This window comes from Bacillus sp. GW823-FHT06A10 (genome assembly GCF_058795375.1).
In genome coordinates this window covers 2,793,998-2,810,963 of sequence record NZ_JBXAHT010000001.1, presented here as the reverse complement: position 1 = coordinate 2,810,963, position 16,966 = coordinate 2,793,998, and the positions used below count along the sequence as shown (strand labels likewise).

Here is a 16,966-nt window from a genome sequence, read left to right as displayed (position 1 = left end):
AATTGAACCTTTTTCTAGGTTCATACGTCTAATACATGTAAAGTTAAATTGGAAGTGATGAAGTGAGGATGAAACAGGAGGAGCAATTGTGAAAGTAATCCCTTTATATAAAATAATTATAAAAGAAGAAACGGATGTTGCTTTAGCGAAAAAAGGTGATCATGAAGCTTTTATAGCGCTTATACATACAGAAAAAGTGAAGATGTATCGAATAGCAAAGGCGATGTTACGTGATGAGACAAATATAGAGGATGCGATACAGACAACAATTTTAAAGGCCTATGAAAATATAAAAAAATTAAAAAAAGAAGAATTTTTTCAAACTTGGTTAATTCGAATACTAATAAATGAGTGTAACAATATTATTAGAGCGTATAAAAATGTAATTGTGACAGAAGAGAATGATTACAATATGAGTGCGTGTGATCAGTATGAAGATATAGATTTGTGTAATGCGATTCAATCGTTACATGAAGAATTAAGAGCTGTTACGGTGCTTTATTATTATGAAGATATGAATCAAGAGAGTATAGCAAAGCTGTTAGAAATACCGAAAGGAACAGTGAAATCAAGATTGTCACGCGCGAGGGAACAACTACAAAAACGATTAAAGATGGAATAGGGGGTGTAAAGGATGGATAATGAAAAATTATTTGATGAGAAATTAAAGAAGAGAATAAAAGATGAAAATGTTATAGTACCTCCAGAGTTAAATGAAAAAATTAATGGCACGCTACATAATCTTAAGGTAAAAAAGAAGAGTTACAAAATTCATATGATGATAATTAGTGCAGCGGTTTGTATACTTTCAGTGGTATCTATGTCTGAGTTTTCTATACAAAGTTTTGCGCAAAATGGTGGAGTATTTGAATATGTAAAGAAAAAAGCGTTTTCTGATTTTGAAAATGAAGAAGAAATAAAATCGAATGTACATTATCCAGATAAAGAAAAGATTCATCAAAAAATGCTAGATTTTATTGATTATTTTAAAAATATTTCAGGACAATTTGAGGAATATTCTAGCTCATCAAGAATTGCTACAACATATAAGTATGCGATTGATACGGAAAAACAAAGAGGTATCTCTTCGAAAGAAGATAAACTAGCGAAAAAACGAACAATTATATATAACGAGGGCAAGAAAAAAGAGTTTGATGATGAGAAGTATACCTATAAAGAGACAAAATGGAACCCGAAAGAAAGAAACAATGAACTATTAAAATTAAATCCTACGGAAAGGTTATTGAAAAAAGCAGGTGAAAAAAAGCGATATGATGATGAATATATAGGGCTAGCTAAATATAGTATTCAATCAGAATTCGCAGATTTGTTAATTCGATATAAAGATTGGAATTATAAAGAAACGAAATATCTTGGATTAGATTGTTACAAAATTGAAGGAGTCATCAACATAGAGATGCCTGTTAGCACCTCTGAAGATTTAAGAGGGAAATTCGAAATGGTTGTGGAGAAAAATACAGGGATTATGTTGAAATTTCTTAGTTTTCAAGAAGGCTTGATTCAATATTCAGTTACGACTGAATGGATACAAATAGATAAGGGATTGAAAGAAAGTATGTTTCAAAAGGATAGCGCTAAATATGAAAGAATGAAAAACATATTGGATGAATAGAAACAGGAGGAGAGTAAATGGAGAATCATTCATCTTTAAGAGAAGAGAAAAATAAGCAAAAATATAAAAAGAAAACGATAATAAGTTTACTACTGGCGGTATTACTATTTGGTGGAATTGGCTATGGAGCCTATGTATATATGAAAACTTCTAGTCTCGTACAAAAATCTAATTTGAATTTAGCACGAGGTGAAAAATCCAATTTACGTGAGAAATCTGTAAAGCCAATTGCAAATCATGTTTCACTTTTAATTATGGGAATTGATGAAAATCAAGAACGACAAAAGGAATATAATGGTGCATTTCATACAGATGCATTATTGTTAGCGACTTTTAATAAAGACGATAAAACAGTGAAATTAACGAGCATACCGCGTGATACATATACATATGTTCCAGTTGAAAAGAAAAAAGATAAAATAACCCATGCATATGGAAGTGGTTTCGTTAAAAATGGTACAGATGGAGGACCGCAAGCTTCTGTGGAAGCGGTAGAAAAATTGTTACAGGTGCCCGTTGATTATTTTGTGAAATTTAATTTTGGTTCCTTTACTAAAATTGTTGATGGGTTAGATGGTATTGAAGTGGATGTCCCGGTTGAATTTACGGAGCAAAATAGTAAAGATGAACCTGATGCGATTCATTTGAAAAAAGGATTACAAAAATTAAATGGCGAAGAAGCACTTGCACTAGCAAGAACGCGCCATATTGATAGTGATGCAATGAGAGGACAGCGCCAACAACTTGTTATTGAAGCGATTTTAAGTAAATTAAAAAGTGTAGGATCGATTACGAAGCTAGAAAAAATAGTTGAGGCGGTTGATAGTGATTTTAAAACAAATTTAGTAATGGATGATATTTTATCTTTTTATAAATACGGTTTAAAAGGTTCAGTTGAAAAAATACAATTAGCTGGTGATGATTTATACTTACCTAATGGCCCAAACGGGCAACGTGTATATTATTATAATCCTAATAAAAAAGATCTACAGAGTTTGAGTAATACTCTTAGAACACATCTAGGGTTAAGTGAAAAGCAAATTGAGGAGAATTAAAGCAGACGAAATGTCTGCTTTTTTATTTTTGTAGAAAAGAGGTTTGTTACAATATACATTATTTATTAACAATAATTTACAAGTTATTTTATAGTGAAGGGATATAAAGACTATTAAATCAATACATAGAATTCCATGAGGTATAGTGTTTCGAAAGGTTAAGTAATTTTTATGAATATTACTGTAAAAAAATAATTTTTTAAAAATTTTCAATAATAACACTTTACAAAACTCGAAAAATTAGTAGAATAATAGTTAATAAGAATCTTCTGATAAATATATAAAGAAAAACAGAATCATCAGAAAATTCTTAAATGAGAGCGTTAAGAATTAGGGAGGGTACAGAAAGTGAAAAAGAAAAAAATGAAAAAACTAACAGCGGTTGTAGTACCAGTTTTAGCAATGAGTATGGCATTAACAGCATGTTCTACATCAGGTGGAGATAAGAAGACAAGCACAAATTCTAGCTCTGGTGGAGATAGTAAATCAGAAGGAAAATTAGCAGCAAAACAAGTACTAAATCGTACTGAAACAAATGAGATTCCAACAATGGATACTTCTAAAAATACAGATACATTAGGTTCTCAAATTTTAGGGAACACAATGGAAGGTTTATATCGATTAGATAAAGATAACAAACCAATCCCAGCTGCTGCAGAATCAAGCACGAAGAGTGAGGATGGTAAAAAATATACATTTAAACTACGTAAAGATGCAAAATGGTCAAATGGTGATCCTGTAACAGCGAAAGATTTTGCATATGCATGGCAACGCTTATTAGATCCAAAAACAGCTGCTGAGTATGCATTTATTGCATTTCCAATTAAAAATGCGGAAGCGGTGAATAAAGGTGAAAAACCTGTAGCAGAGCTAGGAGTAAAAGCGGTAGATGACTATACGCTTGAAGTTGAGTTAGAACAAGCAGTACCATACTTCTTAAACTTAGTAGCGTTCCCATCGTACTATCCATTAAATGAGAAGTTCGTGAAGGAAAAAGGAGATAAATATGGTTTAGAGTCTGATACAACAGTATATAACGGACCGTTCGTTCTTACTGATTGGAAGCATGAGCAAGGTTGGAAATTAAAGAAAAACGACCAATATTGGGATAAAAAGACTGTAAAACTAGATGAAATTAACTATAGTGTAGTAAAAGAAGTAGCTACAAGAGTAAATTTATATGATACAAATGCAATTGATTTTGCACTTCTATCAGGTGAATTCGTTGATAAGTATAGAAATAATAAAGAAGAGTTTGGCACATATTCACAAGTAAGCACATACTTCTTACGTCTGAACCAAAAACGTGGCGGACAAGATACACCGTTAAAGAGCCAAAAATTACGTGAAGCAATCGCGCTTTCTATTGATAAGAAAAATCTATCAAATGTAATTTTAAATGATGGATCTAAACCTGCGGACTTCTTAGTACCAAAAGGATTAGCAACCGGACCTGATGGTAAAGATTTCCAAGAAACATTTAAAAATGGTATTAAGCCAGATGCGAAAAAAGCAGCAGCTGCATGGAATGAAGCGAAAAAAGAACTTGGAAAAGACCAAGTTACAATTGAGCTATTAAACTATGATACTGGTAATGCGAAAAAAGTTGGAGAATATGTAAAAGACCAGATCGAGAAAAACTTAAAAGGTGTAACAGTTAATATTAAACTTCAGCCATTCAAACAAAAGTTAAAATTAGAAACAGAGCAAGATTATGATTTATCATTTGCTGGTTGGGGACCTGACTACGCTGACCCAATGACATTCTTAGATATGTTCCAGTCTAATCATTCTCATAACCAAATGAGCTTCGCTGATTCTAAGTATGATGATATGATTAAAAAAGCTGGTGGAGAATTAATGGGTGACGCGAAGAAACGTTGGGAAGAGCTAGGAAAAGCTGAGAAATTACTTCTTGAGAAAGATGTAGCACTTGTACCTTTATACCAACGTGGTGATGCATATGTTCAAAAACCAAATGCAAAAGGCATCGTTCACCATAACATTAGCCCAGAGTATAGCTTCAAGTGGGCATATATGACTGAAAAAGATGGAAAATAATTTTTAAACAGTAATGTTATCTTTAAGTGGATGTATACAAGTTTCTTAGCTTATTTTGTAGTGAGAATCTCGTACAATAGAAAGATAAATGATAGAGCATTCCAAAAGTAGACTATTTACTTTTGGAATGCTCTTTTTATTATGAGATTACATGTAAATAAATCGATAGATGTAAGGAAGAATTTGTATCATGACAATTGTAAAAAATACGTTTTACTATAGTAAAAAAATAATTTTTAGAATATTTTAAAAATAACTTTACAAAAGCGGAAAAAATAGTAGAATATTAATTAATAAGAATTTTCTGATAACTATTTATTAGAAAGTCTATCAAAAATGGTTTCGTACATATAATTGGGGAGGGTACAAAAATGAAGAAAAAGATGAAAAAGTTCACGGCGGTTGTAGCGCCAGTTTTAGCAATGAGTATGGCGTTGACAGCGTGTTCTGGATCTGGTGGGGAGAAGAAATCAACTACGACGTCTAGTGGTGGTGGGGAAGAGAAAAAAGCTGAAATTAAATATGCAGCGAAACAAGTATTAAATCGTACAGAAAATCAAGAAATTCCGACGATGGATGTTTCAAAATCTACTGATACATTAGGTTCTCAAATTTTAGGGAACACAATGGAAGGTTTATATCGATTAGATAAAGATAATAAGCCAATCCCAGCTGTGGCAGAATCTAGTACGAAAAGCGAGGATGGCAAAAAATATACATTTAAACTACGAAAAGATGCAAAATGGTCAAACGGTGATCCTGTAACAGCGAAAGATTTCGTATACGGATGGCAGCGCTTACTCGATAAAAATACAGCTGCAGAATATGCGTTTATCGCTTTCTATATTAAAAATGCAGAAGCAATTAATAAAGGTGAAAAACCTCTAACAGATTTAGGAGCAAAAGCGGTAGATGATTATACGCTAGAAGTAGAATTAGAAAAGCCAGTACCGTATTTCTTGAATTTAATGGCATTCCCATCGTACTATCCTTTAAATGAAAAGTTCGTAAAAGAAAAAGGAGATAAGTTCGGTTTAGAAGCAGATACAACGTTGTATAACGGACCGTTCGTTATGGCGTCATGGAAACATGAACAAGGATGGCAATTAAAGAGAAATGATCAGTATTGGGATAAAAAGACTGTGAAATTAGAAGAAATTAACTATAGTGTAGTAAAAGAAGTTGCGACGAAAGTAAACTTATATGATACAGGATCAATTGATTTTACACTATTATCAGGAGAATTCGTTGATAAATATAAATCGAACAAAGAGGAGTACGGTGAGTATTCAGAAGCAAGTACATTCTTCTTACGTTTAAATCAAAAGCGTAACGGACAAGATACACCGTTAAAGAGCAAAAAACTACGTGAAGCAATCGCATTATCAATTGATAAAAAAGGTTTAGCGAACGTTATTTTAAATAACGGTTCAAAAGCGACAGATCAATTAGTACCAAAAGGGCTTGCGACAGGGCCTGACGGTAAAGATTACCAAGATACATTTAAAAATGGTCTAAAATATGATCCGAAAAAAGGTGCAGCAGCTTGGGAAGCAGCGAAAAAAGAACTTGGGAAAGATCAAGTGACAATTGAACTACTAAGCTATGATGATGGAACTGCGAAAAAAATTGCTGACTATTTTAAAGATCAAATTGAGAAAAACTTAAAAGGTGTAACGGTTAACACGAAAATTCAGCCGTTCAAACAAAAACTGAAATTAGAGTCAGCGCAAGATTATGAAGTTTCATTTGCAGGTTGGAGCCCAGATTATTCGGATCCAATGACGTTTATTGATATGTTTGAATCGAAGAGCCCATATAACCAAATGAGTTATTCGAATCCAAAATATGATGAAATGGTAGCGAAAGCAGGTAATGAATTATTGTCTGATCCCAAGAAGCGTTGGGAAACGTTAGGAAAAGCAGAGAAATTGTTCCTTGAAGAAGATGCAGGATTAATTCCTTTATATCAAACAGGTAGAGCGTATGTAATGAAACCGAATGTTAAAGGAATTGTGAAACATAACATCAGTCCAGAATATAGCTTTAAGTGGGCTTATGTAACGGAAGGGAAATAATAAATAAGAGCGTTTTAAAGGTAGATAATGACTTTTAGAACGCTCTTTTACTATTAAATTAAATAGAGAAGAATAAGAAAAGTGGTACTTACATATAGTAGATGTGGGAGAATTCGTATAGTAGTAATAGATTGTTATTGAAGTAAATAAATTAATTATTATGAATATTTTTAAAAATACTTTACAATTCGAGAAAAATTAGTAGAATAATAATTAGTAATAATTTTCTGATAATTTAAATTGGAAATCTCTCAAAGTTAGTTTCGTACATATAATTGGGGAGGGTACAAAAATGAAGAAAAAGATGAAAAAGTTTACGGCGGTTGTAGCGCCAGTATTAGCAATGAGTGTGGCGTTAACAGCATGTTCTGGATCTTCTGGTGGGGAGAAGAAAACGACTACGACATCTAATAGTGGCGGGGAAGAGAAAAAATCCGATATTAAATATGCGGCAAAGCAAGTAATGAATCGTACAGAAACGAATGAAATTCCGACGATGGATACTTCTAAAAATACAGATACGTTAGGTTCTCAAATTTTAGGAAACACGATGGAAGGGTTATATCGTCTAGATAAAGATAACAAGCCAATTCCAGCGGCGGCAGAATCTAGTACGAAAAGCGAGGATGGCAAAAAATATACATTCAAATTACGAAAAGATGCAAAATGGTCAAACGGTGATCCTGTAACAGCGAAAGATTTCGTATTTGCATGGCAACGTCTAGTAGATCCAAAAACAGCTGCTGAGTATGCGTTTATTGCTTACTATCTTAAAAATGCAGAGGCAATAAATCAAGGGAAAGCAGAAGTTTCTACATTAGGTGTAAAAGCGGTAGATGATTATACGCTGGAAGTTGAACTAGAGAGACCAGTACCATATTTCTTAAATTTAATGGCATTCGCGTCATACTATCCATTAAATGAAAAGTTCGTAAAAGAAAAAGGAGATAAATACGGTTTAGAGTCTGATACGACAGTTTATAATGGACCGTTTGTACTTACTGATTGGAAGCATGAACAAGGTTGGAAATTAAAGAAAAATGATCAGTATTGGGATAAAAAGACTGTAAAACTAGAAGAAATCAACTATAGTGTAGTAAAAGAACCAGCTACAAGAGTAAATTTATATGATACAGGTGCGATTGATTTTACACTTTTATCAGGTGAATTTGTTGATAAGTATAGAAATAATAAAGAAGAGTTTGGTGCATATTCAGAAACAAGTACGTTTTACTTGCGTCTAAATCAAAAACGTGGTGGGCAAGATACACCGTTAAAGAGTAAAAAATTACGTGAAGCAATTGCATTATCAATCGATAAGAAAGCTTTAACGAATGTCATTTTAAATGATGGTTCAAAACCAGTGGATTATTTAGTACCAAAAGGTTTAGCAGCTGGACCAGACGGTAAAGATTTCGCAGAAACGTTTAAAAATGGTTTTAAACAAGACTCTAAAAAGGCAGCAGCAGCCTGGGAAGCTGCGAAAAAAGAACTTGGAAAAGATCAAGTGACAATAGAGCTATTAAATTATGATACTGGTAATGCGAAAAAGGTTGGGGAGTATGTAAAAGATCAAATTGAAAAGAATTTAAAGGGTGTAACAGTAAATATTAAACTTCAGCCATTTAAGCAAAAACTAAAATTAGAATCAGACCAAGATTATGATTTCTCATATGGTGGCTGGAATCCAGATTATGCGGATCCAATGACATATCTTGATATGTTTGAAACGAAAAATTCACAGAATCAGATGAGCTATTCAAATTCAAAATATGATGACATTATTAATAAAAGTAAGACGGAATGGATGGCTGATGCAAAAAAACGTTGGACAGAGCTAGGGAAAGCAGAAAAATTGTTACTTGAAGAAGATGTAGCGCTCGTACCTTTATATCAAAGTGGTAGATCGTATGTTATGAAACCAAATGTAAAGGGAATTGTAAAACATAATATTAGTCCGGAATATAGTTTCAAATGGGCGTATGTAGAAGAGAAATAGTAAAAGAAAAAAGCGTTTTCAAGTTGCAACATTGCACTTGAAAATGCTTTTTTTTCTGTGCACTATTTTTTTGAGGATGAATATATGTATTATAGAAAACTTGAAGGAGAGTCCTATGAAGCGAAACACATACATCGATTTCCTAGCTTATTACGGAATAGGAAGTGCTCATCCTGGTGGTTTTACGTTAACAAAACAATTGTTAGCACAACTGCCTTTTAAATATGGAGCGAATGTCCTTGAAATAGGTTGCGGTACGGGAAAAACAGCGGCATATATGACAAGGGAATTTGGTTATAAAGTAACAACTGTTGAAAAGAATGAAATTATGATTCAAAAGGCAAAAGATAGATGGTTGTTTGAAGGGTTAGCTATACAATTAATTGAAGGAAGTGTAGAGCAATTACCTTGTTTGAATAACTCATTTGAGTTCGTACTTGGAGAATCAATCATCGCTTTTACAGAGAAAGAAAGGGTTATCTCGGAGTGTTATCGTGTATTACAGCAGGATGGTAAGCTTGTTGTCATTGAAATGATTATTGATAGGCACATTGATAAGGGTGAGGAAGAAAAAATCGCCCAATTATATGGCATGAAAGAACTATTAACTGAGAATGAGTGGGTACAATTATTTCAGAAAGCAAATTTTAAAAGAATCACAATTGCTGGCGGTGGCACGATTGCAGAAACAATCTCTGGCTATGTAGAAGAGCCAGAATGGAATGTATCCTCACATATTCCGAATGAGTTATATGAGGCGTGGGTACAGCATGAAAATGTACGGCTTATGTACCAACACATTTTAGGGCATCGTATTTTTATATGTGAAAAATAAAGAAAAAGAGTTGGCTAAAGGTAGCCAACTCTTTACTATGTTAAATGAAAAATAATGCAGCTAATGTGATTCCGAAGATGAAACCAAATCCGAGTTCAACACCCCAGCCACAACCGCCGCCACCCCAGCCGCCGCCACCACAACTACCGCAACCACGGCCACCACATCCGCAGCTGCTAAATCCACCACCGCATCCAAATCCGCAACTATCACATCTGCTAAGGCCGCCGCAAAGGTCACAACCACCGTTTGCATAAGCATCATAGTATCCGAATCCTGAATCAAAAGATGAGCGCTGTTGCACCGGTTCGATCCATACAGAGTTTTGTGTCAAATCAATTATTTTACCTAAATGTATACGGCCATCACGGTCTTCAATCCGAACAACTTTTCCGAAATAACGTCGGCATGTATCATAACATTTTTGTCTATGCATGTTCTTTCCTCCTTCCGCATTACAGTAATACGATATGTAAGGGGGACAAGTGCGGCTTGTACGAATGTCCTATCTATCATAATTGTTATAGGAAAGGGGAAATATAAGAAGAGGATATATAAGGAGGAAAAGGCATGAAATCTACAGATCAGTTTCAGACATACGAAGTACCGTGGGAAGAATTTATTGAAGCGTTGCGAGAGGAAATGAAGAAGCAAGTAGGAGCAGATATTATTGATACAGTAGTTTGCAATTTAGAAGATGGTTTTGAAGTGTATACATATGTGCAGGGGGATTTAGATTTTGAATATAAGGAAGGGCTTGAGAGAAAATACGGAAGTGATGCGAAGATACCTAATGTGTTAACGATAATGTTATTAGCTAGTATTTATAATACAAGTGAAGCGAATATACGCTTGCATGCGGATCATAAAGATAATCCGATTGTTGAAGTGTATGTGAAGAAATGAAACACGCTGTGAAAGGCGTGTTTTTTATTTGTCCCGCTATTTGTGGGCAGTAAGACCTTCACCTCAAAATTCAGCGGAAGCAAAGAAGTTAGGTGGGGGCCCTGTTGCCCGTAAGATCCCGATTGGTGAGGGCCAATAATCAGTGGGAGATGAACAAAACTTCCACTGATTCAAGTTTCACTTTATATGATAAAATATTAGAAAATTGAGAAAGAAGGTGAAGGATTGGGAATTAAACATCTTAATTTAACAGTTACAGATGTAACAGCATCTAGAGAGTTTTTAGAGAGGTATTTTGGTTTAATTTGTAGTGGAACAAGGGGGAATGCCTTTGCAGTTATGCGTGATAATGATGGATTTATACTAACTTTAATGAAAGGAAAAGAAGTTCAGTATCCAAAAACATTTCACGTAGGATTTCCACAAGAAAGTGAAGAACAAGTAGATAAGATAAATCAAAGATTGAAGGAAGATGGATTTTTGGTCGAGCCTCCTAAGCAAGCCCATGCGTATACGTTTTACGTTGAAGCACCCGGTGGATTTAAAATAGAAGTGATGTGTTAAGTTAAAAATCAAACTTTTTGTTATGTGTTTTTAAAATAAAAAGTAGGAAAAGTCTGTTTTAAGCGTGGAGCTTAAACAGGCTTTTTTACTTATATAATTGGATAGAGAATGCTAGAAGGAATATTACCAAGTGTATAATCTGTTTACATAATAAAGTTATGGTGGGTTAGTTGTCCTAAAATACAAGTCATATATCTTGTTTCCTCTCATAAATTTAAACATAGGAATTTGTCTACAAAGGTGGCGAAGCCTCATCATGAAAATCCGAATTTGTGCCACGTTCATGTTGTTTCTATTTATATGTTTACCTTTATCAGCTTTTGCAAAAGGAGAGGAGGCAAAGGAAAGGGTCGTTTCACTTGTATATGACGATTCGGGCAGCATGAGAAATAACGATCGCTGGAAATATGCCAATTATGCTTTGCAAAGTTTAGTTGCGCTATTAGATGAAAAAGATAAATTTTCTTACGTTCCAATGAGTAAGCCGAATGATCCATTAAACATTTCGTTAACGAAGGATAAAAGGCAAACAGAAATTGAGGGAATTGGAGCGTGGAAAACGTATTTAAATACTCCATTTAGCGCGGTAGAAACGGCGATGCAATCTATAAAAAAGGAAGCAGATATAGATGGAAAACGTGAATTTTGGCTTATTGTATTAACTGACGGGGCATTTAATGATTTAGAGAAAGATAAGGTTGGCGGAAAAGAACAAATTTTGCAGAAATTAGCCCAGTTTAAGAAAGAAATGGATGCAAAAAAGATATCGTTACACCCAGTCTTAATTACGATGGAAGAAGATTTAGGACAACAAGAAAAAGAACAATTAAACACGTTCAAAGAAATATGGAAGAAAGAGATAAATGGTGTTACTATGCCGTCAAGCGGAGAAGATGGCATTGTAAAAAGTGTAAATCAAGTGGCAGCATTAGTTGCAAATCGTGATCCATTCTCCTCTGTTGAATCGATTGTAAAAACGAAAGTAGTGGGGAAAAGAGTAGAGATTACAACACCGTTTCCATTAAAGCGTATGACGCTTGTACGACAATCGCCTTCTCTGCCCGATTATCAGGTCACACAAATTTCTAAACCATTACAATTACAATCTTCTTTTTCCATACATGCACCAGGAGAAGCAAAATTGTTCGGAAATATAGTTCATATAAGTACGGAAAATCAGGAAGTTATTAAACCAGGAACTTATACGATAGAAGTAGACCAGGACATTGAGAAAGAAGGACTACAAGTACTAGTTGAACCAGCGCTTAATTATACGGTTTCTACTTATGACAAAGATGATAGTAGTCAAAAAAATGTAGAGGAAATGCACGAAGGGGTTACTGCTGTTATTGAAGCGAAGCCTACGGAGTTGCCAGTTCAGTCTTCTTACTTTCAGGCAGAAGTAGAAATAGACGGAAAACAATATCCGATGAAGTGGGACGATAAAAGGCATGTGTTTTATTACGAAACTAAGCTTGGTAAAGGGTTAGTACGCGGGAAAGTTCATATGAATATAAAGGGGTTTTATAGACAGACGAAAGAATTTAAAATTGAAACAGCTGAGAAACCGAAATTATCACTTCAAACTGTTACAAAAGATTATGAAGAAAAAGTGACAAATTTAGAGAATAGTAAACCATTTGTTTTGCAGCCACAGTTAGATGGTAAGCCGATGACAGAAGAAGCTGTAAAAAAACTATTAAAATCTACTGGTGTCACATCTAAACAATCAATCAATTATGAAATAAAGCAACATGGAAATCAAATCTATGTTTATCCTCGTCCCTATTACTCCGACACATTTAATTTTACAGATACCGGCACCGTAGAAGCTACCATCGTAATGCAGGATTCAAAATTACAAGAAGTAAAGAAAAACATAACATTCCATATTCAAGATGCTCCGTTTTATGAAAAATATGCGCTTATTTTTAAGTTTGTCATTCCTATCACTTTATTACTGCTAGTAGTAGGAATCATTGTTTTAGGATGGATTGTTCGGCCGAGATTTCACCGGAAGGCACTACTGTATTATGAATGGGATCAAGAGGTAGCGAAAGATTGGCTATATCAATCAGAGCCAGAATTACTTCGAAATAAATGGTGGAACCATTATTTTGGTATCCCATTTAGAGCAGAAAGAAAAACAGTGCAATCCGTTACGTTTATAGCGAAGAAAGGTTCGAAATCTGTCTTTGTAGCGAAAGAATCACAAGTAGTTGGAATGATTATTGATGGGATGTTTATAACAAAAGATGAAGTAGGAATGGAACATAAGACACTATATCCAAATGAACTTTTACTAATTGATAGAGGATATGGTAAGGAGATTTACAAGTATGAATGTGAATAGTAGATAGGGATAAGACGGGGATGGAGTATTGATTCTCTTTCCCTTTTTTCAAACAAGCAAGAATAGGAAGGTGGTTCACATGACATTACAAGTTCCAACAATATTAATTGGTTTAGGTGGAATCGGTAGTACTGTGACGCATCAAATATATGAAAAATTGCCTGAAGAGCGCCGGAAAAAGGTAGCAATGCACGTATTTGATACAGATGTGAATACATTAAGTAAATTTGATCATATTCGAAAGTTTAAGACACAAACAAGTTCTAGTAAAACGCCTAGGGAGTATATTGCGGGAGATCCAACGATCCCAGAGTGGTTTCCGATGGATCCGACTATACTTGATAAGCCATTAACAGAAGGAGCAGGACAGTTACGCGTCATTTCACGTTTAGCATTACGTGCTGCGATGAAAGAAGATAAATTGACGTCTTTTTGGCAAGAAATCGAGAAAATTTTTCCGGTTACAAGTGATCAAACGGAATATGGTGTGCGTGTCATTATAGTAACATCACTAGCAGGCGGAACAGGTTCAGGGATGTTTCTGCAAATTGCATTATATTTACGTGAAATGCTTCGGAAGAAATTGCAGCATCATAACATTTTAATACGCGGTGCGTTTTTAATGCCGGATGTTTTAGTAAAGACGAGAACGGTTAGTGCGAAAGAGTTTGAAACGGTGCAAGCAAATGGCTATGCATCGTTAAAAGAATTACATGCTATTACGCTCGGTTCTACTGGAGAATTATCAAAACGCGGTGGCGTAACAATTGAATTAGAGTATCGCCCTGATCAAGTAGATGAAGACGGAAGAACGAATCATACAATTAAACAACATCATTTACCGTACAATTATTGTTTCTTATACGATTACGAAAATCTACATGGACACCATTTACACAATTTATCAGACTATATGGAACAGATGGCAAATACAATTTATTTACAGTTATTTAGCCCGATGTCTACAAGTCATTTTGCACAGGAAGACAATCAAATTCAGCAATTAGCAGAATCAAGTGGAAAAGGACGATATTGCGGGGCAGGAACGGCAAAACTCATTTATCCATATGAGCATGTGTTAAAATATTGTGCTTTAAAATGGGCGGTGCAAGGTTTAGATGAATCGTGGCTGCATTTAGATCAACTGTTTCAAGAGAAGAAGCAAAGATACGACCAAGATGTAAAACGTGGGATGCAGCGTGAAAAGCCGGAGAGAGGTAAAAGTTATTTAGAGGACTTGGAGCATCTTGCTACCCGTCCAGAGCAAGCTCATATTTTCTATAGACAAATGTACAATGAAACACGTGAAGGAGCAGAAGGTGGTAAGCTCGGAGTTGCGAAATCAAAACTGTTTTTAGAAGCTGTAGAAAGTTATGTACAACGAACGGTGCAAAAAGATGAGGAATTAAATCGTCTGCAACATGAGTGTAAAATTTCAGCTGCGAAACTGAAAATGATGGAACAAATGAAAGGTGAAGTGGCAAGAGTGGATCATGCGGTTCGCTTATATGCATATGCGATTCCGAGCCGTGTACATGAACATGTAACGACACTTTTATATGACATGATTGAATCAGACCGCTTTTCACCAAGTGGTTCTGAAGGGCAGTCCTATCAATTAAATACATGGTTTTTAAAGAAAACAGATCCAGTTCACCCAGTAGCAGCACGTTTTATGTTATATGAAATTCGAAAACAGTTAGTAGAAAAAATGAATCGATTACATGAAAATAATGAACAAAAGCGTAATGTAATTCAAAACTACGATAAAAAATTTAATGTAGGTAATATCGATGGCACGGTAACGGCTGTACGCCGAGTAGAAATTGCTCAACAACAAGGCTGGTTCGGAAAAATGATTAATAATCAGCAACGTTTATTCAAAAGAGAATTTGAAGACATCGTAACGCAATATGTACACAAATTAAATGAATATCGAAAAGAAATGCTATTAGAACTTGTGTATCAATCGCTATATCAGGCAGTTAATAAAATGATTCAATATTGGGAAAGATTTTTTGATAATTTACATGAAACACGTGAAAATTTATTGTTTGAAATCCAAAAGCGCAGTAAGGAATTTGAAGGGAAAACAAACCCGACGAATGTATATGTATTAGCAGAGGAACAGCTGCAAGAAAAGATATGGCAAGATATGCAGCAACATTTAAATTTAGGTGTACTACCGAAAGATATATCAGCGGAAATTTATATGAGTTTGTATGGGGAATATTGTCGTGATGCGAAAACAGAAGAGATTCAGTCGAAAAAGGTAGAGGATTTCTATCGCGAACATATACTGAGCTATTGTTATGACGAACTGCAAGTACGCTATCGTGATAAATTAGAATTGAATATTATTGAAGCATTGCGAAAAGAAGCAGATTATAAGAAACGTGATCGCAATGAATACGTGCGTGAAAAAATTGAAGACCTGTGCCATTTAGCAAGTCCGTTCATTCCGAAAGTTGCTCATCATAGGGAATTACAATATTGGGGTATACATCCTTCTTTAAAGAAAGAGCTACAAGAGGAATTGATTCAAGAAATGTTTAAAGAAAAAGATACAGTACACGAAGCCTTTTCGCCATTTGAAGTGATCTGTTATCGAGCACATTATGGCTTATCGCTGCAAGATTTTCCTAAATTATCATCAGGACATATTTCAAACGGATTTATGAATGATAAAGGGGACTATTTCCAATCGTATTATCGCCGTGTAAACAAATTAAATAGTAAAAAATCTAGTTTAACGCCGCATTTAGATAAGTATTGGCACTTACCAGCCTTTATGCCAGATTTGAATGCGACTCAAACAAAATTAGATTATGATAAATGTAATCGTGCATTACTATACGCATATATGTATCGCTGGATTAGTTTAGTTGCTGTTGATGGACAGTTTGTGTATCAATATAACGGTGTGGGACGTAGCTTTTTAATTCAGTCGATGGGGAAAAATATTTCAAGCGAAAGTTATAAATTACACAGAGCATTGCTTCATAATCCGTTTATTTATGAAAACATCTTGTCACGATTTGAAGAAGAGCAAGAAAAGGCGATGATACAAGGTGGACATTTATATACACATCCGTTCGTATTAGGAGCCCAAGATGTAAGATGGCTTAGAAAAGAACATGTCCACAATCTTTTAGACATGATTTTAATGTATGACCGTGAAGCGAAGTATGATCCGACGTTAGAAGAAACATCAGATGAATTATTAAGACTATTCCTTGATGAAATCGAGTTGTATTTCCAGAACTATTACGGTACAGGTGCTGATATGGTTGCAAAGAAAGAGAAAGAAATGTTTATTAAACAATTGTGGGATCGCTCGCATGCGAAAGGATATGTAGATCCAAATAGCGCTCCGTATAAAAAATGGCAAAATTTATTAAGTATTCAAGATGAAGAAGAAACGCCAAAAACGAATGTATAGTGAATGAAAAGGGAATCCTTAAAAGTGGCAATACAACTTT

12 protein-coding genes are annotated in these 16,966 nt (G+C 34.6%); 11 read left to right on the top strand and 1 reads right to left on the bottom strand.

Annotation, left to right across the window (positions count from 1 at the left end; translation table 11 throughout):
• Positions 1–88: 88 nt before the first annotated feature.
• From AC1Q8M_RS14185 to AC1Q8M_RS14155, 7 genes are all read left to right on the top strand, one after another.
• A complete protein-coding gene (locus AC1Q8M_RS14185) occupies positions 89–622 on the top strand; it encodes an RNA polymerase sigma factor (RefSeq protein WP_065229191.1) in 534 nt (177 codons plus the stop codon).
• A gap of 12 nt (positions 623–634) precedes the next feature.
• Positions 635–1,633, top strand: coding sequence for an anti-sigma factor (locus AC1Q8M_RS14180; RefSeq protein ID WP_492334156.1), 999 nt, complete (start codon positions 635–637; stop codon positions 1,631–1,633).
• A 17-nt stretch (positions 1,634–1,650) separates the two neighbouring features.
• On the top strand, positions 1,651–2,688 hold the full coding sequence (locus AC1Q8M_RS14175; protein ID WP_098855659.1) for an LCP family protein: 1,038 nt from the start codon (positions 1,651–1,653) through the stop codon (positions 2,686–2,688).
• 348 nt (positions 2,689–3,036) lie between these two features.
• A complete protein-coding gene (locus tag AC1Q8M_RS14170) occupies positions 3,037–4,749 on the top strand; it encodes a peptide ABC transporter substrate-binding protein (RefSeq protein ID WP_000727534.1) in 1,713 nt (570 codons plus the stop codon).
• Between the two features lie 371 nt (positions 4,750–5,120).
• Positions 5,121–6,827: a peptide ABC transporter substrate-binding protein gene (locus AC1Q8M_RS14165; protein WP_000728443.1), complete on the top strand. Its 1,707-nt coding sequence runs from the start codon at positions 5,121–5,123 to the stop codon at positions 6,825–6,827.
• A gap of 292 nt (positions 6,828–7,119) precedes the next feature.
• Positions 7,120–8,826 (top strand): peptide ABC transporter substrate-binding protein, encoded by a 1,707-nt coding sequence (locus tag AC1Q8M_RS14160; RefSeq protein WP_000728481.1) that lies wholly within the window; start codon positions 7,120–7,122, stop codon positions 8,824–8,826.
• A gap of 115 nt (positions 8,827–8,941) precedes the next feature.
• On the top strand, positions 8,942–9,661 hold the full coding sequence (locus tag AC1Q8M_RS14155; protein WP_071714658.1) for a class I SAM-dependent methyltransferase: 720 nt from the start codon (positions 8,942–8,944) through the stop codon (positions 9,659–9,661).
• A 40-nt stretch (positions 9,662–9,701) separates the two neighbouring features.
• On the opposite strand, the gene AC1Q8M_RS14150 is transcribed toward AC1Q8M_RS14155, so the two are convergent.
• Positions 9,702–10,097 (bottom strand): hypothetical protein, encoded by a 396-nt coding sequence (locus AC1Q8M_RS14150; protein ID WP_053563839.1) that lies wholly within the window; start codon positions 10,095–10,097, stop codon positions 9,702–9,704.
• Positions 10,098–10,231: 134 nt separating this feature from the next.
• Between AC1Q8M_RS14150 and AC1Q8M_RS14145 the strand changes: the two genes are divergently transcribed.
• From AC1Q8M_RS14145 to AC1Q8M_RS14130, 4 genes are all read left to right on the top strand, one after another.
• Positions 10,232–10,567 (top strand): hypothetical protein, encoded by a 336-nt coding sequence (locus AC1Q8M_RS14145; protein ID WP_098360622.1) that lies wholly within the window; start codon positions 10,232–10,234, stop codon positions 10,565–10,567.
• Positions 10,568–10,792: 225 nt separating this feature from the next.
• Positions 10,793–11,131, top strand: a complete 339-nt coding sequence (locus tag AC1Q8M_RS14140) for a VOC family protein (protein ID WP_000511529.1) — start codon at positions 10,793–10,795, stop codon at positions 11,129–11,131.
• Between the two features lie 256 nt (positions 11,132–11,387).
• On the top strand, positions 11,388–13,484 hold the full coding sequence (locus AC1Q8M_RS14135) for a vWA domain-containing protein (protein WP_061660597.1): 2,097 nt from the start codon (positions 11,388–11,390) through the stop codon (positions 13,482–13,484).
• A 79-nt stretch (positions 13,485–13,563) separates the two neighbouring features.
• Positions 13,564–16,926: a tubulin-like doman-containing protein gene (locus tag AC1Q8M_RS14130; protein ID WP_098360623.1), complete on the top strand. Its 3,363-nt coding sequence runs from the start codon at positions 13,564–13,566 to the stop codon at positions 16,924–16,926.
• Positions 16,927–16,966: the final 40 nt, after the last annotated feature.

Excerpts from the sequence above, each read along its gene's own strand:
- AC1Q8M_RS14180 (WP_492334156.1), top strand. The coding sequence starts at position 635 with ATGGATAATGAAAAATTATTTGATGAGAAATTAAAGAAGAGAATAAAA.
- AC1Q8M_RS14175 (WP_098855659.1), top strand. The coding sequence starts at position 1,651 with ATGGAGAATCATTCATCTTTAAGAGAAGAGAAAAATAAGCAAAAATAT.
- AC1Q8M_RS14165 (WP_000728443.1), top strand. The coding sequence starts at position 5,121 with ATGAAGAAAAAGATGAAAAAGTTCACGGCGGTTGTAGCGCCAGTTTTA.
- AC1Q8M_RS14160 (WP_000728481.1), top strand. The coding sequence starts at position 7,120 with ATGAAGAAAAAGATGAAAAAGTTTACGGCGGTTGTAGCGCCAGTATTA.
- AC1Q8M_RS14155 (WP_071714658.1), top strand. The coding sequence starts at position 8,942 with ATGAAGCGAAACACATACATCGATTTCCTAGCTTATTACGGAATAGGA.
- AC1Q8M_RS14150 (WP_053563839.1), bottom strand. The coding sequence starts at position 10,097 with ATGCATAGACAAAAATGTTATGATACATGCCGACGTTATTTCGGAAAA.
- AC1Q8M_RS14145 (WP_098360622.1), top strand. The coding sequence starts at position 10,232 with ATGAAATCTACAGATCAGTTTCAGACATACGAAGTACCGTGGGAAGAA.
- AC1Q8M_RS14135 (WP_061660597.1), top strand. The coding sequence starts at position 11,388 with ATGAAAATCCGAATTTGTGCCACGTTCATGTTGTTTCTATTTATATGT.
- AC1Q8M_RS14130 (WP_098360623.1), top strand. The coding sequence starts at position 13,564 with ATGACATTACAAGTTCCAACAATATTAATTGGTTTAGGTGGAATCGGT.